At 45.9% G+C, this 22844-nt stretch carries 21 protein-coding genes and 1 riboswitch; of the genes, 9 read left to right on the forward strand and 12 right to left on the reverse strand.

The window, feature by feature from the left end; all coding sequences use genetic code 11:
* Window positions 1-206: 206 nt before the first annotated feature.
* Entirely contained in the window at window positions 207-827 is a 621-nt protein-coding gene (locus tag RB160_RS14845; RefSeq protein ID WP_316571203.1) for an NAD(P)-dependent oxidoreductase, read from the forward strand.
* A gap of 69 nt (window positions 828-896) precedes the next feature.
* On the opposite strand, the gene RB160_RS14850 is transcribed toward RB160_RS14845, so the two are convergent.
* The 3 genes from RB160_RS14850 to iadA all read right to left on the reverse strand — a co-directional run bounded on the left by RB160_RS14850 (window position 897) and on the right by iadA (window position 6222).
* On the reverse strand, window positions 897-2912 hold the full coding sequence (locus RB160_RS14850) for an ABC transporter ATP-binding protein (protein ID WP_316571204.1): 2016 nt from the start codon (window positions 2910-2912) through the stop codon (window positions 897-899).
* The gene (locus RB160_RS14855) at window positions 2909-4666 is read right to left on the reverse strand and encodes an ABC transporter ATP-binding protein (protein ID WP_316571205.1); all 1758 of its coding nucleotides are present in this window, start codon (window positions 4664-4666) and stop codon (window positions 2909-2911) included. Before RB160_RS14855 ends, RB160_RS14850 begins: the two co-directional genes overlap by 4 nt.
* A 383-nt stretch (window positions 4667-5049) precedes the next feature.
* A complete protein-coding gene (iadA, locus tag RB160_RS14860; protein WP_316571206.1) occupies window positions 5050-6222 on the reverse strand; it encodes a beta-aspartyl-peptidase in 1173 nt (390 codons plus the stop codon).
* 231 nt (window positions 6223-6453) lie between these two features.
* On the opposite strand from iadA, the gene RB160_RS14865 reads away from it, so the two are divergent.
* Window positions 6454-6777: an HPr family phosphocarrier protein gene (locus RB160_RS14865; RefSeq protein ID WP_316571207.1), complete on the forward strand. Its 324-nt coding sequence runs from the start codon at window positions 6454-6456 to the stop codon at window positions 6775-6777.
* 784 nt (window positions 6778-7561) lie between these two features.
* On the opposite strand, the gene RB160_RS14870 is transcribed toward RB160_RS14865, so the two are convergent.
* Both RB160_RS14870 and RB160_RS14875 read right to left on the reverse strand, forming a co-directional pair.
* The gene (locus RB160_RS14870; protein WP_316571208.1) at window positions 7562-9661 is read right to left on the reverse strand and encodes a transglycosylase domain-containing protein; all 2100 of its coding nucleotides are present in this window, start codon (window positions 9659-9661) and stop codon (window positions 7562-7564) included.
* Between the two features lie 315 nt (window positions 9662-9976).
* A complete protein-coding gene (locus tag RB160_RS14875) occupies window positions 9977-10144 on the reverse strand; it encodes a hypothetical protein (protein ID WP_316571209.1) in 168 nt (55 codons plus the stop codon).
* 186 nt (window positions 10145-10330) lie between these two features.
* Here RB160_RS14875 and RB160_RS14880 point away from each other — a divergent pair, with 186 nt between their 5' ends.
* Window positions 10331-10840, forward strand: a complete 510-nt coding sequence (locus tag RB160_RS14880; RefSeq protein WP_316571210.1) for a universal stress protein — start codon at window positions 10331-10333, stop codon at window positions 10838-10840.
* A 19-nt stretch (window positions 10841-10859) separates the two neighbouring features.
* Here RB160_RS14880 and RB160_RS14885 read toward each other — a convergent pair whose 3' ends face one another.
* The 4 genes from RB160_RS14885 to RB160_RS14900 form a co-directional block, all read right to left on the reverse strand.
* On the reverse strand, window positions 10860-11315 hold the full coding sequence (locus RB160_RS14885) for a helix-turn-helix transcriptional regulator (RefSeq protein ID WP_316571211.1): 456 nt from the start codon (window positions 11313-11315) through the stop codon (window positions 10860-10862).
* A 216-nt stretch (window positions 11316-11531) separates the two neighbouring features.
* Complete coding sequence (locus RB160_RS14890) at window positions 11532-11681, reverse strand: FeoB-associated Cys-rich membrane protein (RefSeq protein ID WP_316571212.1); 150 nt, start codon at window positions 11679-11681, stop codon at window positions 11532-11534.
* A 24-nt stretch (window positions 11682-11705) separates the two neighbouring features.
* On the reverse strand, window positions 11706-13709 hold the full coding sequence (gene feoB / locus RB160_RS14895) for a ferrous iron transport protein B (RefSeq protein ID WP_316571213.1): 2004 nt from the start codon (window positions 13707-13709) through the stop codon (window positions 11706-11708).
* Window positions 13710-13934, reverse strand: coding sequence for a FeoA family protein (locus RB160_RS14900; RefSeq protein WP_316571214.1), 225 nt, complete (start codon window positions 13932-13934; stop codon window positions 13710-13712). It abuts the gene before it with no gap.
* 308 nt (window positions 13935-14242) lie between these two features.
* Here RB160_RS14900 and ald point away from each other — a divergent pair, with 308 nt between their 5' ends.
* A complete protein-coding gene (gene ald / locus RB160_RS14905; RefSeq protein WP_316571215.1) occupies window positions 14243-15376 on the forward strand; it encodes an alanine dehydrogenase in 1134 nt (377 codons plus the stop codon).
* A gap of 61 nt (window positions 15377-15437) precedes the next feature.
* On the opposite strand, the gene thiT is transcribed toward ald, so the two are convergent.
* Complete coding sequence (thiT, locus tag RB160_RS14910; RefSeq protein WP_316571216.1) at window positions 15438-16040, reverse strand: energy-coupled thiamine transporter ThiT; 603 nt, start codon at window positions 16038-16040, stop codon at window positions 15438-15440.
* A gap of 161 nt (window positions 16041-16201) precedes the next feature.
* A riboswitch (TPP riboswitch) is annotated at window positions 16202-16308 on the reverse strand.
* A gap of 208 nt (window positions 16309-16516) precedes the next feature.
* Between thiT and RB160_RS14915 the strand changes: the two genes are divergently transcribed.
* Window positions 16517-17401, forward strand: coding sequence for a cation diffusion facilitator family transporter (locus tag RB160_RS14915; RefSeq protein ID WP_316571217.1), 885 nt, complete (start codon window positions 16517-16519; stop codon window positions 17399-17401).
* Window positions 17402-17477: 76 nt separating this feature from the next.
* Here the strand turns inward: RB160_RS14915 and RB160_RS14920 are convergent, their stop codons facing one another.
* A complete protein-coding gene (locus RB160_RS14920; RefSeq protein ID WP_316571218.1) occupies window positions 17478-18746 on the reverse strand; it encodes a dicarboxylate/amino acid:cation symporter in 1269 nt (422 codons plus the stop codon).
* A 375-nt stretch (window positions 18747-19121) separates the two neighbouring features.
* Here RB160_RS14920 and RB160_RS14925 point away from each other — a divergent pair, with 375 nt between their 5' ends.
* The 3 genes from RB160_RS14925 to RB160_RS14935 all read left to right on the forward strand — a co-directional run bounded on the left by RB160_RS14925 (window position 19122) and on the right by RB160_RS14935 (window position 21695).
* Entirely contained in the window at window positions 19122-19682 is a 561-nt protein-coding gene (locus RB160_RS14925) for a GNAT family N-acetyltransferase (RefSeq protein ID WP_316571219.1), read from the forward strand.
* A 158-nt stretch (window positions 19683-19840) separates the two neighbouring features.
* Entirely contained in the window at window positions 19841-20275 is a 435-nt protein-coding gene (locus RB160_RS14930; protein WP_316571220.1) for a MerR family transcriptional regulator, read from the forward strand.
* Window positions 20276-20333: 58 nt separating this feature from the next.
* Window positions 20334-21695, forward strand: coding sequence for a hemolysin family protein (locus RB160_RS14935; RefSeq protein WP_316571221.1), 1362 nt, complete (start codon window positions 20334-20336; stop codon window positions 21693-21695).
* 119 nt (window positions 21696-21814) lie between these two features.
* On the opposite strand, the gene RB160_RS14940 is transcribed toward RB160_RS14935, so the two are convergent.
* Window positions 21815-22159, reverse strand: coding sequence for a hypothetical protein (locus RB160_RS14940; RefSeq protein ID WP_316571222.1), 345 nt, complete (start codon window positions 22157-22159; stop codon window positions 21815-21817).
* A 217-nt stretch (window positions 22160-22376) separates the two neighbouring features.
* Here RB160_RS14940 and RB160_RS14945 point away from each other — a divergent pair, with 217 nt between their 5' ends.
* Complete coding sequence (locus tag RB160_RS14945; protein ID WP_316571223.1) at window positions 22377-22685, forward strand: HesB/YadR/YfhF family protein; 309 nt, start codon at window positions 22377-22379, stop codon at window positions 22683-22685.
* Window positions 22686-22844 lie beyond the last annotated feature (159 nt).

A 22844-nucleotide genomic window follows, 5' to 3' on the forward strand; every position in this document is an offset into this window, starting at 1 on the left:
AAAAAAACTGCAGACAGCCGTCTGCAGAATCAGGGTTTTGCAATCATATATCCGATATAATAGACAAGAATCATTAGACTGCCAATCGTAAGCGTTACCGAAAACATTTTACAGCACCCCTGTTTTATATAGTTTCTTCCATTTTAAAAATACCATGAATGGAGAGGGGCAATATCACAATCCAGTGACAGAAAGGTGAATTTTTCATGAACATTTGCCTGTTTGGGGCAACCGGAAGAGTCGGCTCGGTCATCCTTGAAAACTGTCTGAATGCCGGCTACGGAGTCCATGCGCTCGTACGGGATCCAGGAAAACTGAAGCATACCAGCCCCGGGCTGAAAATTTTCAATGGCGATGCCACAAACTTGGACGATGTGCGAACCGCAATGAAGGGCTGCAGCGCGGTAATCAGCTCGCTGAACACAGGCGGCTCTACCGTCCTTTCAGATTCCATGCCGCATATTGTTTCCTCCATGAAGGAGAACGAGATAAGGCGGATTATCATGGTTAGCACAGCCGGCATCACCCAGGCGAGGACAGCGCCAGAGCTGTACCGGTTCCAATCGCATGAGTCACGGAGGACAAGCACGAAGGATGCGGAAGAACATTTGAGTGCCTGGCTTATCCTGAAGGAATCGGGACTGGATTGGACCGCTGTCTGCCCGATGTATTTACCAGTCGGAGAACGGCAGGGCACATACCGGGTCGGCCGTGATGTTCTGCCCGAAAACCCGACCTCGATTTCGATTTATGACACAGGTGACTTCGCGTTCAACCAGCTGGGGAGCAATGACTATCTCCACTGTCGGGCTGCGCTGACTTACTAATGATTTATCGCCATTGAAAAAGGATTCACAGCGCCTCCGCGCCGTGAATCCTTTTTTTGTCCTAAATACTTATCCCGCCAGGTTCCCTTTCCCAAACTGGAGCTGGTACATCTGGTAGTATCGGCCTTTTTGTTCCATCAATTCATCATGATTGCCTTTTTCGACGATTTCGCCTTTATCGAGGACGAGTATCTGGTCGGCATTGCGAATGGTCGAGAGCCTGTGGGCGATGATGAACGTGGTCCGCCCTTTCTTCAGGACCTCCATTGCTTCCTGGATGACGGCTTCTGTCTCGCTGTCGATGCTGGAAGTCGCTTCGTCAAGAATCAGGATGGCCGGGTCGAACGCGAGCGCCCTTGCAAAAGAAATCAATTGGCGCTGGCCGCTTGAAAAAGTAGCGCCTTTTTCGGTGACCGGTTCGTCATAGCCTTTTTCAAGGTGCTTGAAGATTTCCTCGGCACCGACATCGCGAAGCGCTTTTTCAACACGCTCCCTTGAAATTGAAGGGTCGCTCAGGCTGACGTTTGAAGCGATTGTGCCAGTGAACAGGTACGGATCCTGCAGAACAATGCCCATATGGCGGCGCAGCGCGTTTCGGGTTACCGTTTTAACATCGACGCCGTCAATCGTAATAGCGCCTTTTTGGCAGTCATAAAACCTGAAAAGCAGGTTCATGATCGAGCTTTTTCCAGAGCCTGTGTGGCCGACAAGCGCGACCGTTTCTCCAGGGCGCGCCTCGAAATCGATGTTCTTCAGCACCCACTCGTTTTCCTTGTAGGCAAAAGACACATTGTCAAACCGGACATTCCCTTTGTAATTTGGAAGGTCGGCTCCATTGTCCTCCTCTTCGGATTCATCTAGCAGCGTAAATACCCTCTCACCGGCGACCAATGCTTGTTCCAGGTTCGCCAGCTGGTTGACGACGCCGACGATCGGCTCGAACAGGCGGTTGATGTAATCAACGAACGCATACAGCATACCGAGCGAGATAGCCGCCTCCGCGTTTAGCGCTTCCCCGCCAAAATACCAGATGAACACGACGAAAACCAGGTTCCTTAACACATTGACAAGATTATGGGAAGTTAGGGAATTCAGGTTCAGCAGCTTATTCTGGTTCCTGAAATGGTCATTGTTCAATTTTTCAAAATCGGCCTCGGTTTCTTTTTCCCTGCCGAACGCCTGGATAATGTTCATACCCTGAATGGATTCGTTTACCGTCGCGTTGATTTCACTGTTTCGCGACCGGATGATATGGTTGTATTTCGAAGCGAACTTCCGGTACACAAGAATCCACGCATACAGGATTGGCAGAAGTAATAGGCAGACAGCCGCGAGCTTCGGGCTCAGGATGAACAGGGCGATATAGATGCCCCCGATATAAATCGCGCTAGTAAAGAAAGTCGACAGGACGGTCACATAAAGTTCTCGTACCGCCTCCGTATCGTTGGTGATCCTCGCGACAACTTTTCCTGCCGGCAAATTATCGAAGAAGCGGACAGGAAGCTTTTGGATATGCGCGAATACGTCCTCGCGCATTTTCTGGATGATCCGGTTGGCCGATTTTTGCAGTGTGTACCTTTGCCAATATTGGAAGAACGCCGATACGAGCAGAAGGCCGAAATAGATTGCAAGCAGGCGGATGATATGTGGCAATTCGGGCGCCGAAAATTTCATTACGTCCTTCGCTGTAAGCTGCTTTGCCGGATAGCTTTCCGTCCGGCCGTCCTTTTCAATTTCAAGGACGCCATCTTTAAAGCGCCGTTTTCCATCCCCATTTACCTCCTCGTTAACGAGGACAAATTTGGTGCCGGCCTGGAGAATTTGGGCGGGCCGCCCTTTTTCTTCGCCTCTTTTAAAATAAGCATCCCTTTTGTAAAAGCGGCCTTCAAACTCGACCGCTCCGTTTCCCTTCGAGGTTTCGTGCCAGGTGGATTCAATACCGAGAATATGGTTATCGATGACCCTCTTGGCGATGAACGGCCCGGCAAGGTCCGCAGCCGCGGATATGGTGAGCATCGCCAGGGCCGCGAAAATGATCATTTTGAATTGAAGCGCGTATTTGTATAATCTTTTTCCCGTGGTCATAGTGATACTCCCTCCTCCGCTGCCGTTTCAGCAAGCTGGCGTTCGTACTGCTCCTTGTACCAGCCTCCGTTTTCCATTAGTTCTTTGTGTGTGCCTTCTTCAATGATCTGTCCGTCATCAAGCACGACAATCCGGTCGGCATGCTGGACTGCGGACATCCTATGAGTCGTAATGATAGTTGTTTTTCCTGCGCGGTCCCTCCGGATATTTTCTATGATTTGCTGCTCCGTTTTCGCGTCGACCGCTGAAAGCGAATCATCAAGGATCAGGATTTCCGGATTCTTAATCATCGCTCGGGCAATTGAAATCCGTTGCTTTTGACCGCCGGATAAGGAAACGCCCTTTTCACCGACAAGCGTTTCGAGCCCTTCCGGCAAATTGGCCAGGTCCTTCCGGAAATCGGCTGAGTCAATTGCCTGCTGAAGCTCACTTTCGCTTGCTTCTCGGTTCCCAAACAATATGTTTTCCCGGATTGACCTTGAAAAAAGCACATGGTCCTGAGGAACATAGCCAATCCAGCTGCGGACTTCCTCAAGCGGCTGATCTTCTATTGGCACATCCGAAATCGCAAGCCTTCCTTCTCCTGCAGGATACTCTCGCAAAAGCTGCTTAATGAACGTTGTTTTCCCGCTGCCCGTTTTTCCGACAATGCCGAGCGTCTCACCCCGGTTCAGCCGGACATTTATTTGGGCAAGATTGTCTTGGCTTGAGCTTGGGTAACGGAATGTGACTTCATCATAATGGATACTGTCTGGCGATTCGACAGGTACTGGGTTAGCCTTGTCTCTCACATCCTCCTTGTAGGCGAGGACTTCTTGGACGCGATCGAGTGAAGCGTTGCCACGCTGCATAATGTTTATCAGCTCGCCGACAGCAAACATCGGCCAAATCAGCATCCCGAGGTAAACATTGAACGAAACAAGGTCACCCAAGGTAATTTGCTGGCTGAAAACCAACTTCGCGCCGTACCCAAGGCCAATCATATAGCTGACACCGACTAGGATTTTAATCGTGGGATTAAAGAGCGAGTCGATTCTTGCGACGGCGATGTTTTTTTCAAACAGGCTTTCTGTCAGGCTGTGGAACGTCTTTTGCTCTTCCTTTTCCTGGACATATGCGCGGATAACGCGTATCCCGGCTATCGACTCAAGCACCCTGTCATTCAGCTCTCCGAACGCATTTTGCGCCTTCATAAAGCTTCCATGAATCTTCTTTCCGTACATATTCATCAGGATTGCCATGATTGGAAGCGGAATGATGGACATAAGCGTCAATTTCCAGCTGATTGTAAACCCCATTGTTAAAAGGATTGTCAGCATCCATACAGTAGAATCGACTAGAGTCAGGATTCCGAATCCGGCGGTCGTGGAAATCGCCTTAATGTCATTCGTCGCCCTTGCCATCAAATCACCTGTCCGGTTTTTTTCGTAAAATGGCGGTGCCATCCTTAGAAGATGGCGCATAAAATTGCTCCTTAGCTTCCTCTCGACAAGGAATGCGCCACCAAACAGCTTGTAGTGCCAAATATACGTGATTGAATACGAAAGGACTGTAACAAGCAAAAGAATCCCGACGTAGCGAAGGATAACCTCCTTTGCCATCGCCCCAGTTTGAATGTCGTCGATTGCCATCCCGATTAATTTTGGCGGCAAGATATCAATCAGCCCCGCAATGACAAGCAGGATTATGGATACCGCGTACCTTTTCCAGTTTTCTTTAAAAAACCAGCTCAATTTTTTCAAAACAGAAAACATGTAAAACCAACTCCTCTTTGTTAACCGTCCCCCACCCATTTCAATGATTTATTCGGAAGACACCAAAAAGGACATACCGCAGCACTGCGATATGTCCCTGAACAATCATATACTTTGCGAGACAAACCATGTTGCGTTCTATCGGAACGCAGCCAAGCCTGCCTGAACAGCTTTGCCTCCTTCTATTAAATGGCGGCAAAGGGCGGAAACAGGGGCAGGGTGCAATTCCATCCATATTCAGCTGTGTAACGGTTATCAACAATTCTGAGCATGTCGCGCCCCTCCTTTTCCTTTTTAATACTTGTTAGGTTAACACTGGGACTTGCTGTTTGTCAAACAAAATTCCCAAAAAAGGGTTTATTTTCCGCGAAGAAAATTACTTGTTAAGAAAACGTTCCTTTAACAATCGCAGTCCCATCCTGGACCATCATTCTCCCCATCGCAAAGACATCTTTAACAGCGAGCGTTTCTTTATCAAGCATAACAAGGTCGGCATCTTTTCCTTCCGCGACCATGCCTTTGCAGGAAAGTTTCAGTATTGCAGCAGGGTTCTGCGTGATGACCCTGAGCGCAATTTCCATAGGAATTCCCTCCTGGACAATGGCATCCCTGACTTCATCATACAGAGTTGAAACCTTGCCGATTTTCAAGCCGAGCAATTCGCCGAATTCATCGAAATCCGGAAGGCTGCCCTGGGCGTCGGACGTGAACGTAATCTGGGAAATATCGATGTGCTGGTCAAGCATCCTTCTCAAGCCGATGGAAGGCTTTACTTCTCCCTCTTCGAAAAACTTTGGAATCGAGCTGGTCGTGAAGTCTACATACCCGCCCTTTTTCGCAAAGCGGATGCCCTCTTCGAACAAGTGGTGGTTCCGGTTAATATGGGTGGGATAGAACTGCCTGATTGGAATATCGGTTTTCTCGACTACTTCTTCTATTACCTTAAGGTGGTTATAGCTGTCGCCGACATGAACATTCACGATTCCACATTTTCCCGATAATAATCCGCCAATCCTTGCCGCGGAAGCAATTTTTGCTATTTCCTCTGCTGTTGGCTGTGAGGAACGGTGATCGGCAATTGCCACTTCCCCTGCGCCAATTACCTTGTCAATCAAGATGATGTCGTCTTCGATTTTACCAGTAAGGGTCTTTAATGGAACCTGATAGGAGCCTGTATGGACATAACAGGTAATGCCTTCTTCCTCAAGGGCCCTCGCCTTGGCGATCAAATTTGTCATCGTCCGCGTTGTCCCATCGGTTCCGAGGACCCCGACGATTGTCGTTACCCCGGCAAGGGTCGCATCGGTCAGCTGCAATTCGGGGGTGCGGGTACGATAGCTTCCCTCACCGCCGCCGCCGGTAATATGTACATGCGCGTCAATAAACCCGGGTACAATGTATTTTCCTTCAGCATCAACAACCTTAACATGCGCGAAGTTTTCAGGAACATCGATGTGGTCAGCAATGCAGCCAATCCTCCTGTCAATGATTAGGAGGTCTTTTTTGCCAAGATAATGGGGGGCATAAATTTCCCCGTTTTTAATGAGGGTTAACACTTTGTATCTCTCCTCTCGAGAACGTGATCGCCATAGCTCTCCCGCCTATGCAGAAGAGGTGGCTCCGCTTTCCTTACTATACCTAAAAGATACCCGGCCACGCAATCGGGTAAAACGGTCTTTAAAAGATGGGCTCTGCTTTGGAACGGAGAAAGGTTTTAGTTAACACGGGGGTGGGTAAATAAATACCACAACGTACTTATAGGACAAAAGACAAAGGAGAAAAGAACGATGAAAGAAATCATGTCAGCGAATGTTATTATCCTCAATAGATTCATGATGAAGAAGATGCTGGATATTTTCCAGGCTGCGAAGCAATTCAACGGGTCCACTTACTTGTATAGCAGGAACCGTACCGTCGATGCGGCGAATCTTCCAAAACTCGTTTCTTTCCTATTAACGATTGAACCGGGTACTGCGGTGAAGATTATTGCGGAAGGTGAAAACGTTCAGGAGCATCTGGACGGCATCCAGAAAATCTGCACGTCCGAGATTTCAATTTTACAAAAAAGCGAGAAACGTTTCCTAAATTCAAGCGAAACGTTCCAAATTTAGGCCGGTGGATATATGATTAGGACTATCCTTACACTGATTGGCGCAATTGTTGTAATTTACCTACTAATAAACTGGCTGGGCTGACCAGCGGAAAGAGGTGTTCGAGGTGGAAGAACGGCGCAACGTTGAAGTAAGGAAAGAGGAACATTCCGATAGATCCCGCGTGGGAAGCACCTTCATCAAGTATGCGGCATACCTAATCATCTTTTTCGGGGTCCTCTGGTTTTTGATTAACTATATACTACCGATGTTTTAAAACAGGGCGTGGGCCCTGTTTTTTAATTTGGGGTGTTCCTCTCTTTACAACACTACGAAACATTTTACAGAAAAGCTGTCCGAATCCATTCCTCATTCGGACACAGATGCTGCGAATGCTGCGGATGCTGTCCGAATCAACCCCTTATTCGGACACAGAAGCTGCGAATGCTGCGGATGCTGTCCGAATCCACTCCACATTCGGACAAAGATGCTGCGAATGCTGCGGATGCTGTCCGAATCCACGCCTCATTCGGACACAAATGCTGCGAAAATGCTGTTGTATGTCCAAACATACGCCATCTTTGGACATGTAACCTTTGAAATTTCAGTTCTGTGTCCAAACATAAGGCACCTCTGGACTCACAACCTCCAAAAATTCAATTCTGTGTCCAAATGAATTCTGTGTCCCGATTCACCACCTCTCGAGATTCTCAAGCCCTTAAACCATCCTCCAATCCACATTAATTCCACACGGACCTCCTACCATGACCAAATAAAAGAAAGACGGGGTTCCCCCCGCCTTATGTCAATCGTCATCTTTTTTCCCTTTGTCCTTCCCTTTATCCTTTTCTTTATCCTTGTCTTTGCCCTTGCCTTTTCCATTGTTCTTCATTTTCTTTTCCCATTTTTCTCGTTCTTTCTTTACTCGTTCTTCCCACTTTTTCGCGCCGCTGTTGATTTCGTTCCAGAAATCATTCCGTTTTTTCTCCTCTTCGGCACGTTTTCTTTGGGCAATCAATTCATCGATATGCGGAACGTTGAAGCTGGAAGGCTCTGTTCCTTCAAGCGCGATGGACATAAACTTTCTGAATATAACTGCCGCGCCTTCACTGCTTGTTGTAGTCAAATAATGGTCCTTATCAGTCTTGTCATAGCCGACCCATACAGCCCCGACCAAATCTGGGGTATATCCGACAAACCATTGATCCTTTACGCCTTTAATTCCAGGAATGTCGACCTGGGTCGAGCCTGTTTTGCCGGCAATTTCCCGGCCTTCAATTTGCGCGGCTTTTCCGGTTCCGCGATCCACAACTCCAAGAAGCATCGTATTTATTTGGTCAGCCACTTTTGGGGTCGTAACCTTTGTTTTCTTTTCCTTTCGTTCCGCCACAACTTTCCCGGTTGCATCAACAATCCTGAGAATGGTATGAGCCTCGGCCTTTTCTCCCCGATTGGCAAAAACTGAAAACGCCTCTGCCATATTTTTCGGCGATACCCCGGTATGAAGCCCGCCTAGCGCGATGGCAAGGTTACGGTCCTCCTTTTCAAGCGGGAGGCCAAATTTTTTAACAGTCTCCAACCCTTTCTCGATGCCCACCTCGTTCAGAAGCCAAACCGTTGGGACATTTTTTGAATCCTTTACCGCCTCATACATCGGGATATCACCGTCAAACCTACCGTTGTAATTGTTCGGTTCATAATCGCCAAACTTCATCTTTTCATCTTTGACGAGATCGGTTATTTTCCAGCCTTCCTCAAGAGCCGTGGTATACGGAACAATCGGCTTGATTGTGGATCCTGGCTGCCTTTTTAGCTGGGTTGCGCGGTTGTAACCCCTGAATACGTGCTTGCCGCGACCGCCAACGAGTGCCCTGATACCTCCGGTTTTCGCGTCGACGAGCACGGCTCCACTTTGGACAAGCTGTTCCTTTCCGCCTGGAAACAGGGAATCATCGTTATAGGTATTTTCTACCGCACTTTGCATTTTCGGATCCATTTCCGTGTAAATTTTGTAGCCGCCTGTCAGGAGGTCATCCTGTGTAAAACCATACGTATTGATCGCTTCTTCAAAAACGGCATCTACATAATATGGGTACTTTCCGTTAAAAGGATCGACACTCTTATCTTCGAGCGTTACCTTTTCCTGTTTTGCCTTTTCTGCCTCTTCATTCGTTATATATCCGTGCTTTGCCATCATTCCAAGGACAACGTTGCGGCGGTCAATCGCTTTTTCCAAATGCTTGTAAGGATTGAGCGCCGATGGAGCCTTTATAAGCCCGGCAAGCATAGCCGATTCCCCAAGTGTCAGATCCTTTGCTTCTTTTCCAAAATATTTCTTGGCCGCGCGGTTAATGCCCCATGCACCGTCGCCAAAATAAATTGTATTCAGATACATTTGGAGTATTTCATCTTTTGTATACTCGTTTTCGATTTCCCTGGCAAGAAACGCTTCCTTTAGTTTCCGGCTATATGTCTTCTCAGAATCGAGGATTGCGTTTTTGGTCAGTTGCTGGGTGATGGTACTTCCGCCTTCAACGACGCTTCCAGCCATCAAGTTTTTGAAAAATGCCCTTGTTATTCCAATCAGGTCAACCCCATTATGCTTGTAAAAACGGTGGTCTTCGATTGCGATAACCGCGTTTTTCATATGCTCCGGAACATCCTTAATCGGAATCCCTTCACTTTTATTAGCGGTCACCTTGCTGGCTACCTTTTCATGTACATCATATATGACGGTCGCCTGGTTTAATTCATTTTTCAATCCGGATATATCGGCATTTTTTGAGAAAAAGAGAAAAGAACCCAATAATCCAAGCACTATCGTTAAAAATGATAGGGCGATAATTTGGTTCATGTGCCACTTTTTCCAATTTTCATATAGTCCGCTGAACAAAAGCCTTCTCATAAATGTCCTCCTGTATGAAAACCTTCTGGTTGTTTATCCAAGAATCATAGTGTTGTACTTAGGCAGCTAGCAAGATCTTTCTTAGTATCTTTTACCCATGCCGCGAGTACTCTACACTTATCAACATTCTTGGTTTCACTACAGGCACACGCTTTCCTCTGGACGTAAGTGAACCTTCTCGGCGAAAAAACCGACTGTGTGGTACTTCATCCTTTGCTCCATTCTGTTGGCGTCGGTGCCTTTCGCTTCAATTAACCTATCATACTTCTTAAGTGAAAGGCAAAAAAATAAAGCATCCGATTTCTCGTCTGCTTTTTACCCGAAAAGCCCTGTTTTCGGTACGTTCTCCTGATTTTGGGTGTTCAACTCTTTATAAAGGGATTGCATATACATATACACAATTTGTTTTACTTTATCATCTGCTTCGATTATATCTAAATGCTGTAGGCATTTCCTAATGGTTGGATGGACCTGTGTTCCCATTGCAAATCACCTCATTCCCCTTTTGCCAGAAGGTTCGATGGGTTTGAGTGTTTTGTGGGGGTAAAAAATGGGAATCGATAGTGTTTGACGAAAATTTTCGAATTGGCATAAGTTGGACTCCAAAAGGGTAAACAAAAATAGACAGAAGCTTCTGAAAATAAGCACCATCTTAAAAGGAGGATTCCCATGCCAGCTCAGTTTCGAAAAATAATGTTGGCGTACGATGGCAGCGATGGCAGTGATAAAGCTTTGGACCTCGCCTCAGCTTTGGCTAAAGGCGATACGGATATCGAATTATCGGTTGTAACTGTCTATGATGAAAAAATTGAAACGAGGAGAGTTGATAGAGCGGGGGAATCACGCCTCGCACTCCATGGCTATCTGCTCGAAGGAATCCCGGCTCCACCTTCTTCCCTCGGGTACAGCCAATCGCAAGCTTCTACCCAGACAATCATCAGCAACAGTGTCGACCAGATTATTTTTGAAGCAAAAAGGAGGCTCGGCCATGTAAACGCGAAGTTTCAAGTCCTAGAAGGTAACCCTGCCGAAAGCATCTGCGCGTTTGCCGAGGAAATAGGAGCGGATATACTCATTGTCGGAAGCTCGTGTAAGGGTGGCATTACCGGGCTGCTGATCGGGAATATAACCGAAAAGGTTTCCAGGCTCGCCCCGTGCAATGTGCTAATCGCAAAATAAATAAGCCGGGCCTCCCGGCTTATTTCCCTTCAGCAAGCTCCCTGAAGCGGTGCTTGGCGTTTTCTTCGTCAAATGAACTGTAAATCCGGTAATGTTGCTCATCTAGAATACGGAAATGCTTGCTTAAAATATTCTGCTGCAAGATGAATCCATTTTTCCTGACTATTTCCCGCCACCAGATTTTTCCGCCGAATGTTTTCCCGCGGCGGTAGTCAACCCCTTCTCTGGCGACAGTTTCAAGCACTTCAAGGGGTTCGTTTCCAAACAGGAATTGGACGGTTTCTGTTTCGCGGAACAATGCGCAAACCGCCACAACTGTTGACCAGCCTGCAAGAACTCTCCCTTTTTCGATTTGGACAAGTGTCTTTTTGGAAACTCCGATGATATCAGCCATTTTGTCCTGGGTATATCCCGCTTCAGTCCGAATAAGGCGAAGCTTTTCGGAAACCATTTCGATAATGTCATCCCTTGTCACAAAAAAACCTTCCTTCATCATTCTTAAGTGTAATTTTACACAACAAAACAGCAAATTAAAAGCTACAGTTCTTAAATTTAACCTTTGGTACCATTTAGCCGTTAATTTCAGCCATGGCAGACGTTCCCCTTAGTATATCCAATTTAAAAACTGCTGTCGGAAAACAGCAGTTTTTTTACACACAAATATAAACGCTCCAAACAGACGTAAGAAAACTTATTTTTGTGAAGGCTCGCAACCGCTTGCACAAGAGTCCTGGATTGAACAGGCCGCGCATTTCCCTTTTTTTGAACGGTTAATGAACCGGACAAGCGCCCAGCCCGCATAGCCAAAAATAGCTCCTCCGATGACAAAGTTTATGACCATCTATGCTCATCTCCTTCCTGGTATTTAAGCCAGGCCAATTAATTTTCCGCCTTGGTAAATGACCAGGCATAGAATATAGGCAATTGCCAATGCGTAACCGATGGAAAAAGCTGTCCATTTCCTAGAGCCGGTTTCTTTATAGATTGTGGCGGTAGTCGCCAGGCATGGTATATAAAGCAAAATAAAGGCCATGAAACTATATGCTGAAAGCGGTGTAAAATAGCCTGCCATCAACCCCTGTAGCTTTGCTTCGGTCGGCGCGAAATAAATAATGTTCATTGTTGAAACGATGGCTTCTTTTGCCAAGAAGCCGGTTAAAAGGGATGCTCCAGCCTGCCAAGTTCCAAAGCCGATCGGCTCTAAAAGCGGAGCGAGAAGCCCGCCAATCGAAGCTAGGAAGCTGTGATCCATTTCGACATTGAGTCCGCCAGGCCCTGCATATGATAAAAGCCAGACAAACACCGAGCCTGCAAAAATGAATGTTCCCGCTTTACGGACAAATCCTTTTCCCTTGTCCCAAGTACTTCTCCACAGGGCCATGAATTGCGGCAGCCGATATGGGGGGAGTTCAATGACAAACAGCGAAGCTTCTGATTTTAGTACCGTACGAGAAAACAATTTTGCCAATATGAGGGTAATTAATATGCCAATAATATAAAGGCTTAGCACGACCGCTGCCCCATTCTTCGCAAAAAAAGCTCCCACAAACAATGCGTACACAGGCAGCCGTGCCGAGCAGGACATTAATGGTGTCAGCAGGATGGTCAAAAGCCGTTCCCTCGGTGTTTCAATCGTCCTCGCAGCCATAATGCCCGGAACATTGCACCCAAAGCCGATCATCATCGGGATGAACGCTTTTCCATTCAGGCCGACGGATTCCATAATCCTGTCCATGACAAGTGCCACCCGGGCCATGTATCCAGAATCCTCAAGGAGCGATATAAAGAAAAACAAAATGAAAATCTGTGGGACAAAAACGAGCACACCGCCAACACCGGCAATTAACCCCTGACTGACAAGCGCATGGAGGAACGCGGATGCTCCCGCAGCTGTCAACGCCTGGTCAGCCCAGGATGCAAGCGGCCCGGTAATAAAGCCATCAAGCAAATCAGAAAGGGGCAATCCGAGCCAATCAAACGTCAGCATGAACATCAGGTACATTAGTAACAGAAACATCGGCATGCCAAGGAACTTATTTGTAACGATGGCGTCAATCCGTTCTGTCAGTGGAACTGCCGCGCCCTTTCTCCTGACTGCCTCCCCGGCGATTTTTGAGATCACCAGTTTCCGTTTTTCATAGATAGTTTGGGCAATCGAATCCTTTCCGCGATTTTGGACCATTTTTTCCTGAAGCCTTTCCATAATGGCATAAATACGGTTTCGATCCGCAATATCTGATAAATACTCGGCAACATACCTGTTTCCTTCAAAAAGCTGGAGGGCAAGCCACCGCGGAGAATGCTCCGTTTTTCCGAGGACCTCTGACGTGACTTCCACTATCGCTTCCTCTATTTCCTGGCCATAATAGACAAGGTTCTTTGTTGGAGGGAGTGCATTCCCTCCTGCCGCTACTGCCTGAAGCCTGTCACACCCTTTTCCGTTTCGGGCTACCACAGGAACTGCCGGTATTCCAAGAAGTGAGGAAAGCTTGTCGGCATCAACGTGGATTCCCCTATTAGTGGCAACATCTATCATATTAAGTCCAATGACAATCGGCTTCCCGAATTCAATCAACTGGAGGGTTAAATGCAGATTTCGTTCAATTTGCGAGGCATCCAGAATGTTCAGGAGGCGATCCACAGGCCCGTCGAGGAAAAAATTAGTGACAACCCCTTCATCCCTGGATAAGGGATTCAGCGTATATATTCCAGGCAAATCGATCAGGCGGTCCCTTTTGTTCCGGAAAACTCCGACCTTCTTCTCAACCGTAACACCGCTCCAGTTTCCTACGTATTCGTAAGAACCGGTGAGATTATTAAATAATGAAGTTTTACCGGTATTGGGATTGCCAATCAACGCGATTTCCATTTAAACCCTCTCCAATTCGATACGTTTCGCTTCCCTGCGCCTTATTCCAATACATTGGCCGCATGATTCAATCATTATCGGCCCGCCAAAAGGCAGCACACACTTTATGCACACTTCGCTTCCTTCTGTTATACCAAGGTCTAGCAGCCTTCTCCGGACAAGCTTGTCGACTGTGGAAATATCCTTTATTGTCGCCTTTTCTCCTGCTTTCAATTGTGCAAGCATGCAGTATCACCCTAACAATTTTAAATGAGAATGATTCTCTTTCTTATATTTTTATTTTATCATCCTCTATGGCAGTAATTGGCATACCGTTTGTGAATATTGTGTTAAAAGTAAAGGTTGTGCGAAACGTTTTGGGGAAGCAAAAAACACACTTTATTTTCGAGGGTTTTATTCTATTTATGCTCTTTTGTGAAATTCTACAAAAGGCAGTCTTTTCTTTTTCTGTCTTGTACCATAAAATTATAGTTGAAACATTGTATACTGATTCAAGACCATATTGCATGGTTAACGAAGGGGAGGTAACAACAATGATTATTGGAGTTCCAAAGGAAATTAAAAACAATGAAAACCGGGTAGCGCTAACTCCGGCGGGTGTTGTTTCATTTGTTGTTGCAGGCCATAAGGTGCTTATCGAAAAAGGTGCCGGGCTTGGAAGTGGATTTACGGATGAAGCTTACGTGGAAGCTGGCGCAGAAATAATTGAAAGCGCTTCCTCCGTTTGGGCCGATGCCGAAATGATTATGAAAGTAAAAGAGCCGCTTGAAAGCGAATATCGCTTTTTCAGGCCAGGGCTTATCCTGTTTACCTATCTCCATCTTGCAGCAGAGCCATCGCTTGCAAAAGCGCTGACTGAAAAAAAGGTCATCTCCATTGCCTATGAAACAGTAGAGGTAAATCGGACACTCCCTCTTCTTACTCCAATGAGTGAAGTTGCAGGCAGGATGGCCGCGCAAATTGGCGCCCAATTTTTACAAAAAACGAATGGCGGGATGGGGATACTGTTATCCGGAGTTCCAGGGGTAAACCGCGGAAAGGTAACAATTATCGGCGGCGGCATTGTCGGTACGAACGCGGCAAAAATGGCGATCGGCCTTGGCGCCGATGTGACAATCATTGACTTGAACGCCGACCGTTTGCGCCAGCTTGATGATATCTTCGGTCCACAGATTAAAACACTTATGTCCAATCCATTCAATATCGCCGAAGCGGTCGCTGAAGCAGACCTTTTGATTGGTGCCGTTCTTATTCCGGGGGCAAAGGCGCCAAAACTTGTAACAGAGGAAATGGTAAAGAGGATGAAACCTGGTTCGGTCATAGTCGATGTCGCCATTGACCAGGGGGGTATCGTCGAAACGATCGACCATGTCACAACCCATGACAACCCTGTCTATGAAAAACACGGAGTTGTCCATTATTCGGTAGCCAATATGCCTGGCGCGGTGCCGAGGACTTCAACCATCGCGCTGACAAACGTAACGGTCCCCTACGCGCTTCAAATTGCAAATAAAGGGTTAATAAAAGCCATTACTGAAAACCCGCATTTGAAACTTGGCGTCAACACTGCCAATGGAGAGGTTACGTATGAAGCGGTCGCCAAAGACCTTGGATACGTATACGTTCCAGTGGAAACAGCTCTTGAAAAAGAATTCTCTTTGATTTAAATGCGCCCGCAGTTATTAAGCATATAAAACGTTAAGAAGGAAGGGGCTCCCCTTCCTTCTTCTATTGCATAGTATTAATTGATTTTCCTGGTCCCGCAATGAGCCGCGGTGAGGCCCCAAACACAAGGCCAACGATAATTGCGCAGAAAATTGCGTTCGGAAGCATATATGAGCCGTTATATAAAAACGAGAACAATGCCGCCGGAGTCCCCGCTGGAGCGGAATCGGCAAAAAAGACAATGCCGCCAATGAAATGCGCCATGAATCTTAACATACTGCCAAGAAGGACGCCCATGCTCATGTATGTGAGCCATTTTGTATTTTTGTTCTCGGCTTTCGCTTTTCTTACAGAAGCTGCAAAAATACCCGCCGTTCCCACAACTGTAAAGGCTACCAAATAATCAAGCGCCCCCTGTACCGGATGGATAATATACGCCTGGCCAAGGACAATTTGCAGTAGGCCAAGCAAAAAGCCGCTAAGCAATCCGCCTTTCAGTCCCCAGCGGTATGCCATTAAAAAGATTGGGACCATGGCAATCGACAGCGATCCTCCCTGCGGCCAAATTTTCAGCGATATAAAATTCGCCGCCATGTCCAGCAAAAATGCGAGTGCAGTAAATACTGCCACCTCTACCAAAAATAATGTTTTCCTCTTTTGTTCCATTAACGTTTCCCCCTCGTTTTTCAGGATGAAAACCATGTTTCATCCTTATTTTCCGGGTATCCGTTTGAAACCTTCCTTTTCGATATGGGTGTGCCTTGGAGGCTTTTTGCACAAATAAAAAAGCAATACAAAGACGCTTTAAAAGGGTTTTGTATTGCCTGTTTATTGGCATGCCACATCCCTACGCTAGCGTTAACTAACAGGTTCAAAGGGTCAGAACTCAAACTGTTCACTCTCAGCCGCCCGGGCAGCTCCCCTTGTGGAAGTATTCAATTGATATCCATCTTTACTATACTATTCCGGGCCAGTTTTGACAACACTAATCACTGTCGGTATAAGGTTAATAGCTATGGTATGGGGTATGGGGATTATAAAAAGGCTCTTAAAATCAAAAAACGCTTTTTAATGGGTACATAGTTGAACGGTAATTCTTTTTTGCTAATGGAAACGCGTATCATTTTACGGGAGGACAGCCAATGGAAAGAAACAGCCGATTAAAGGCAGGAGAAACAGGCGCCTGGGTTAGCATCTTCGCCTATATATTGCTTTCATCCTGCAAACTCGCGGCAGGGAAATTCGGAAATTCGGAAGGGTTAATGGCGGACGGCCTGAATAATATGACTGATGTGGTTGCCTCCATCGCAGTATTGATTGGCTTAAAAATATCAAGAAAACCGCCTGACAAGGACCATCATTATGGCCACTACCGCGCGGAAACGATTGCTTCGCTTGTGGCGGCATTTATCATGCTTGGAGTAGGCATAGAGGTTTTGGTAAATGGAATCCAGTCGTTCTTTGAGGATAATAAGGCGGTACCGGATTGGCTTGCAGCTTGGACGGCACTCGGGTCGGCGGCCGTCATGCTTGGGGTTTACTCATACAATAAACGCCTGGCAAAAAAAATCAATAGCGCTGCAATCCGTGCAGTCGCCCAGGACAACCGTTCGGATGCCTTCGTCAGCATTGGAGCACTCGCTGGAATCATCGGTTCAAGAATCGGCATTGTATGGCTTGATATGCTGGCAGCGGTTATTGTCGGGCTAATCATTTGCAAAACCGCCTGGGAAATTTTCAGGGAAGCATCCCACGCGCTTACAGACGGTTTCGATGTAAGCAAGGTCCCCGGACTGAGACAAACGATTAACGGGACGCCTGGTGTAAAAGGGGTAACGGAAATCAAGGCGCGCACCCATGGAAACCAGACATTGATAGAGTCAACAATCCTTGTTGACCCAAGCCTTACAATCATTGAGGGACATGCCATAACCGAAGAAATAGAAAAAGGGCTGAAAACCAAACATGGAGTCGGCTATGCGATTATACATGTGGAACCATATTTTGCATTTGAAAAGAAAGAGTGACATACGGCCGGCTCTAAACAAAGCCAAACCCGCACTTCTTTGTGAAGTACGGGTTTTTGATTTGGAAAGCCCTCATTTACTTGTCCTGTATGAAGGAAGGCCTTTGTTTTGCGAGTCCATCACGTTCTTCCTTTTCCTGGCGGCGGCGTTCCCCCTCCGCGACAACAACCGCGCACGAAGCATCACCTGTAATGTTCACAGCCGTCCTAACCATATCAAGGAGCCTGTCTATCCCAAGGATTAGGCCGATTCCTTCAACAGGGAGATTGACCGATTGAAGGACCATCGCCAGCATGATCAGGCCCACTCCCGGTACTCCCGCTGTCCCAATGCTGGCCAAAACTGCGGTTAAAATGACGGTCAGTAGCTGGGTCATACTTAAATCGACATTATATACCTGTGCAATGAAGATTGTCGCAACGCCCTGCATGATCGCAGTTCCGTCCATATTGATCGTAGCTCCAAGCGGCTGGACAAAACTGGAGATGTTTTCAGGAACTTTTAGGTTTTTTCGTGCTGTTTCCATGGAAATCGGCAAAGTTGCATTACTGCTTGATGTACTGAAAGCAACGCCCATCGCCGGCGCGAAACCTTTGAAAAATGTAATTGGACTCATGTTTCCCAAGAAATATACCGAACTTCCATAGGTAACAAGAGCATGAATGACCAAGCCAAGCAGAACGACAATCATGTAGACGCCCATCGACTTGATCGCGCTTAATCCTTGGCTTCCAATCGCAGAAGCAATCAAGCCAAACGTGCCATATGGGGCAAATTTCATTACAATATTAACAAGGTACATCATTATATCATTGCCCTGCTCAACAAACCGATAAAATACTTTTGTCTTCTCCCCCAGTGCTGTTAGCGCAAGTCCGATAAAAATCGCAAATACGATAACCTGAAGCATATTCCCGCTTGCAAGCGCATCGATTGGATTCGTCGGAATGATATTCAGCAGCGTATCACTGATTGGCGGCGCCTTTTCGGCACTGAATTCAGCGGATGTAGTATCAAATTTACCCATCTTGCCCGGTTGTATGGTCAGGGCCAGAATAAGGCCAATTACAATTGCAATTGCAGTTGTCACCAGGAAATAAACAATGGTCTTGACTCCCATCCTGCCAAGCTTTTTAGGGTCTCCCAATCCCGCAACACCAAGAATGATGGAAAACAGGACGATTGGGACGACAAGCATTGTAATTAAACTAATAAAAATCCTTCCTGCGGGGGTAAACACGTACTTGTTGAGGATGCCAAAAGCATCCGGTGCGAATAGGTTTAATAAAAGTCCTGTTATCGCCCCTGCAAGAAGGCCGATAATAATTTTCGTTGTCAGCTTCATACCTAAACCTCCAATGAATATAATTGCAATTACGGTTTGTGAGCAACAGATGCCTACTGCTTTGTCTCTATATCTTGCAGTTTTGTACAAGGGTTTATAGCATCTTGTTTTTTCACAAAAATAATTTAAGGATTAATACCCGTCCCTGAAGGGGAATAAACAGGTATATTTTAGGATTCTTCCGTTTAATGTATACTCCTGTTTGATTGTGAGCGAATTGGTTTAAAAAGTTGATTAGAAAGGGGGAAAGGGCGCTAGGAGAGCTGGATAAGGTGGCATGGCAAGCCATACAGACATCCTGGAAAAGGGTGTCCTCTAGGTGCATTAAAACACAAAAGAAATAATACCACAAAAATAAAACTAGGGGGAATGTAAATGTTTACACTTAAGGTGGATGAAGAAATAGAATTACAGCTATTCCAATTAAAGGATTGCAAGGAATTATACAGAATGATCGATCGGAACCGCAGCCATTTAAGAAGATGGCTTGGATGGGTGGACGATATGACGAGCCCTTATCAGTATGAAACAATTATACCGATGTGGCTTAAGCAATTCGCTGATAATAATGGTTTCAATGCTGGCATACGCTACAAGGGCGAACTGGTCGGCTCCATCGGTTTCCATTATATTGACTGGAGGAACAGCCATACGACTATCGGCTATTACCTTGCACATAATGCAGAAGGAAGAGGCATTATGACCCGTTCCGTACAGGCTCTTCTGAATCATGCCTTCTATGATTTAGGTTTGAACCGTGTTGAAATCCGGTGCGGCGAATACAATTTAAAAAGCAGGGCGATTCCAGAACGCCTTGGATTTACAATCGAAGGAAAAGTCAGGGACGGAGAAATGCTGTATAATGAATTCCATGACTTAATCATCTATGGCATGCTGGCCAGAGACTGGAAAAGCCGCGGCCATTCACCTTTTTAAGAGATTGTAAATGCTTTCGCTCATACTGGCCGCTTCCAAGCAATAAACTGTTAGGGAATTGGGATTCACACTACCCCGGCTTCATTGCCCGGAGTACAGTCCAACTGGAACGTTTGACTGTACAGTTTGTTTTCATTTATAATTATTCTTAATTTTAAATGTCGAGGTGGTATGATGGGGTTATCTATCGTATTGGCGAACTAGCAAACCGGGCCGGCGTTTCCAAGAGAACGATTGATTACTATACTTCCATCGGACTCCTGAACGCAGACCGGACCCGATCCAACTACCGGCTTTATGACGAGGAAGCACTCGGAGACCTTAAATATATCGAAGAATGCAAAAATATGCATTTCCCGCTTGAAGAGATTAAGAGAAAGCTGGAAATCAGGAAAGCCGGAAAGATTTGTGAATCGGAAGTTGAGGATCAGGCTTATTCAGTTGCCCAGCAAATGAAGCAGCTTCAGGATGATTTAACTGCCCTGCTGCCGCTTATTCAAAAACTGGATAACCACAAGAGGGATGTGGTTTCAAAGAACCTGAACGATGAGGGTATTGCCCTGCTTCAGTCCCTTAAGGAATTGACAAGTTGAGTTTCTACATTACCAGGAGGTGACTCCTTTAACCGCAAATGCGGGATAAGGAAATTTATTGGACATATTAAACTTGGTTTTAATAGCCATTTTTATTGCTTTGACAGCCTTTTTTGTCGCATCAGAATTTGCGATCATCAGGGTTAGGAGTTCAAGGATTGACCAGTTAATTGAAGAAGGAAGTTCCAGCGCAGCCGCAGCTAAAAAAGTGATTAATAATCTTGATGAATATCTTTCTGCATGCCAGCTTGGCATAACGATAACGGCGCTAGCACTTGGATGGATTGCCGAGCCGACAATGGAAAGGATTCTCGAACCAATTTTGCATGGAATGAATGTTTCGACAGGTGTTTCAAGTATTCTTACGTTCACGATTGCCTTTGCGGTAATTACCTTCCTGCACGTGGTAGTTGGTGAACTTGCCCCCAAAACATTAGCCATCCAAAAGGCGGAGACAATCGCACTTTTTACAGCAAGGCCGCTTATCTTCTTTTACAAGCTGATGTATCCATTCATTTGGGCTTTAAATGGGTCCGCACAGGTGATTGTTAGGTTTTTCGGCTTAAAACCCGCTGCGGATAACGAACTAGCCCATACGGAAGAGGAACTTCGGATTATCCTATCCGAGAGCTATAAAAGTGGTGAAATTAACCAATCAGAGTTTAAGTATGTGAATAAGATTTTTGAATTCGACAACCGGATCGCGAAAGAGATCATGGTTCCTAGGACAGAAATTGTTTCCCTTTCCAAGGATGACACGCTAGAAAGCATCCTTGCTGTAATAAAGGAGGAGAAATTCACACGCTACCCAGTAATTGATGGGGATAAGGACCATATTATTGGCCAAATCAATATTAAGGAAATTTTGACAGACCTGATTGGCAAGGGAAACATACCGAATCGGACAATCGAAAGCTACACAAGGCCGATCATTCGTGTCATTGATACGATTCCCATCCATGACCTGCTTGTCAAAATGCAGAAGGACCGGATTCACTTGGCCATCCTGATGGATGAATATGGGGGTACTTCCGGGCTTGTGACGGCTGAAGACATACTCGAGGAAATTGTCGGTGATATTCGTGATGAATTTGACATGGATGAAGTCCCAATGATCAGGAAAGTGAATGACAGGCAATACATTTTCGATTCCAAGGTACTCGTCAGCGAAGTCAACGACCTGCTTGGCTTGGAAATCCAGGAAGAGGACGTTGATACGATTGGCGGCTGGATTCTGACAGAAAACTTCGAAGCGCGCGAGGGTGACATTATTACCCGCGATTCCTATGCATTTAAAATCATTGAAATGGAAGAGCACCACATCCGTTATATCGAAGTAACAAAGCTGGCCGAAGAAGCTGAACCTGCCGTAACGCAGGTACCAATCGACTCGCAAATTCAGGCATCCTTTCCAAACTAATGAACAAAGGCACCTCCCAATATAAGGGAAGTGCCTTTAATTTTATTTCGCTATGTTAAAGAAGCCGTGGCGTTGAAGATAGGGACGGAAACGGACCCCTTTCCATGGGAAAGGCTGTACTACCTGTTATTTTTTAAAATGATGAGTTCTTCTTCTGCTCTGGCAAGCTTGACTAAATGCGAATCAAGCCTCCGGTTTATATGCCTGATTTCGTCACGGGCTTGGACCCCCGCCGTTTCCTTGATTTCCTTTACCGCCTTAAGGATTTCATCCGTCTGCCTTTCCTCGATCCGCTGCAGCGATTCCTTAATATCCGACAGGTCAATTTGGTTGACGGCCACACGGTGTTCAATGCTGTCCATTTTTTCAAGCCTTGCAAGGCGTTTTTCGATATTTGCCAACGTGGTGCCGAATGAATCAATCATCTTTTTTATTTCATTTAACTGGTTGGTGTTTTCGTCCATATTTTGTAAGCTCCTTTTGCTTTTTTTCTATTTTATCATCATATCCACTATAAGGATGTTACAAAAAGGAGAAAATCATGAACGATTCTTGAACTGTGGTGTTTTGGCCAAGGCGGTGTGAACTATATCATAGTTGCAAAAGCCATATCCGGAGTAAGATTTAATAAGAAAGACAATGATTCTATTAAAAATACTCCTGTAAAGGCTGGTGGTTATCATGCATCTATCTATCGACGATAAGGCACTCTCCTGGTTTACCGATGAATTTGAACTCACATCACCAATCAGCATCAGGCTTTTCCCGCAATATAATGGATTTGGCATTCAACACAAAGGGTACAGCCTGGCGTTCTCTGCCGAACCAGCATCCCATCCAAGTTACGCAGCAAAATTGAACGGTTTGACCTTTTACATTGAAGCAAGCGACCAATGGTTTTTCGAGGATACAAAGACATTCCTTTTCTACGATGAGGCACTTAAGGAACTCGCTGTAAGATATGAAGAGGAAACCAAATTAAGAAATTAACCCAATATTAAAAGCACCCGGAAGGCAAAAGATGCCATTCGGGTTTTTATTTTTGGAAAAAGGTTCGGCCAACTTGCATTTTCAAGAAAGCTTAATGTTGTGGAACGGATGTTTTAATTTTTTGAATAGTGTTATAATTAAATCGAATAATACATATTT

This window comes from Neobacillus sp. YIM B06451, from assembly GCF_032667185.1.
GTDB lineage: Bacteria > Bacillota > Bacilli > Bacillales > Cytobacillaceae > Bacillus_D.

Excerpts from the sequence above, each read along its gene's own strand:
- RB160_RS14845 (WP_316571203.1), top strand. The coding sequence starts at position 207 with ATGAACATTTGCCTGTTTGGGGCAACCGGAAGAGTCGGCTCGGTCATC.
- RB160_RS14850 (WP_316571204.1), bottom strand. The coding sequence starts at position 2,912 with ATGACCACGGGAAAAAGATTATACAAATACGCGCTTCAATTCAAAATG.
- RB160_RS14855 (WP_316571205.1), bottom strand. The coding sequence starts at position 4,666 with ATGTTTTCTGTTTTGAAAAAATTGAGCTGGTTTTTTAAAGAAAACTGG.
- RB160_RS14865 (WP_316571207.1), top strand. The coding sequence starts at position 6,454 with ATGAAAGAAATCATGTCAGCGAATGTTATTATCCTCAATAGATTCATG.
- RB160_RS14870 (WP_316571208.1), bottom strand. The coding sequence starts at position 9,661 with ATGAGAAGGCTTTTGTTCAGCGGACTATATGAAAATTGGAAAAAGTGG.
- RB160_RS14875 (WP_316571209.1), bottom strand. The coding sequence starts at position 10,144 with ATGGGAACACAGGTCCATCCAACCATTAGGAAATGCCTACAGCATTTA.
- RB160_RS14880 (WP_316571210.1), top strand. The coding sequence starts at position 10,331 with ATGCCAGCTCAGTTTCGAAAAATAATGTTGGCGTACGATGGCAGCGAT.
- RB160_RS14890 (WP_316571212.1), bottom strand. The coding sequence starts at position 11,681 with ATGGTCATAAACTTTGTCATCGGAGGAGCTATTTTTGGCTATGCGGGC.
- feoB (WP_316571213.1), bottom strand. The coding sequence starts at position 13,709 with ATGGAAATCGCGTTGATTGGCAATCCCAATACCGGTAAAACTTCATTA.
- RB160_RS14900 (WP_316571214.1), bottom strand. The coding sequence starts at position 13,934 with ATGCTTGCACAATTGAAAGCAGGAGAAAAGGCGACAATAAAGGATATT.
- ald (WP_316571215.1), top strand. The coding sequence starts at position 14,243 with ATGATTATTGGAGTTCCAAAGGAAATTAAAAACAATGAAAACCGGGTA.
- thiT (WP_316571216.1), bottom strand. The coding sequence starts at position 16,040 with ATGGAACAAAAGAGGAAAACATTATTTTTGGTAGAGGTGGCAGTATTT.
- RB160_RS14915 (WP_316571217.1), top strand. The coding sequence starts at position 16,517 with ATGGAAAGAAACAGCCGATTAAAGGCAGGAGAAACAGGCGCCTGGGTT.
- RB160_RS14920 (WP_316571218.1), bottom strand. The coding sequence starts at position 18,746 with ATGAAGCTGACAACGAAAATTATTATCGGCCTTCTTGCAGGGGCGATA.
- RB160_RS14925 (WP_316571219.1), top strand. The coding sequence starts at position 19,122 with ATGTTTACACTTAAGGTGGATGAAGAAATAGAATTACAGCTATTCCAA.
- RB160_RS14930 (WP_316571220.1), top strand. The coding sequence starts at position 19,841 with ATGTCGAGGTGGTATGATGGGGTTATCTATCGTATTGGCGAACTAGCA.
- RB160_RS14940 (WP_316571222.1), bottom strand. The coding sequence starts at position 22,159 with ATGGACGAAAACACCAACCAGTTAAATGAAATAAAAAAGATGATTGAT.
- RB160_RS14945 (WP_316571223.1), top strand. The coding sequence starts at position 22,377 with ATGCATCTATCTATCGACGATAAGGCACTCTCCTGGTTTACCGATGAA.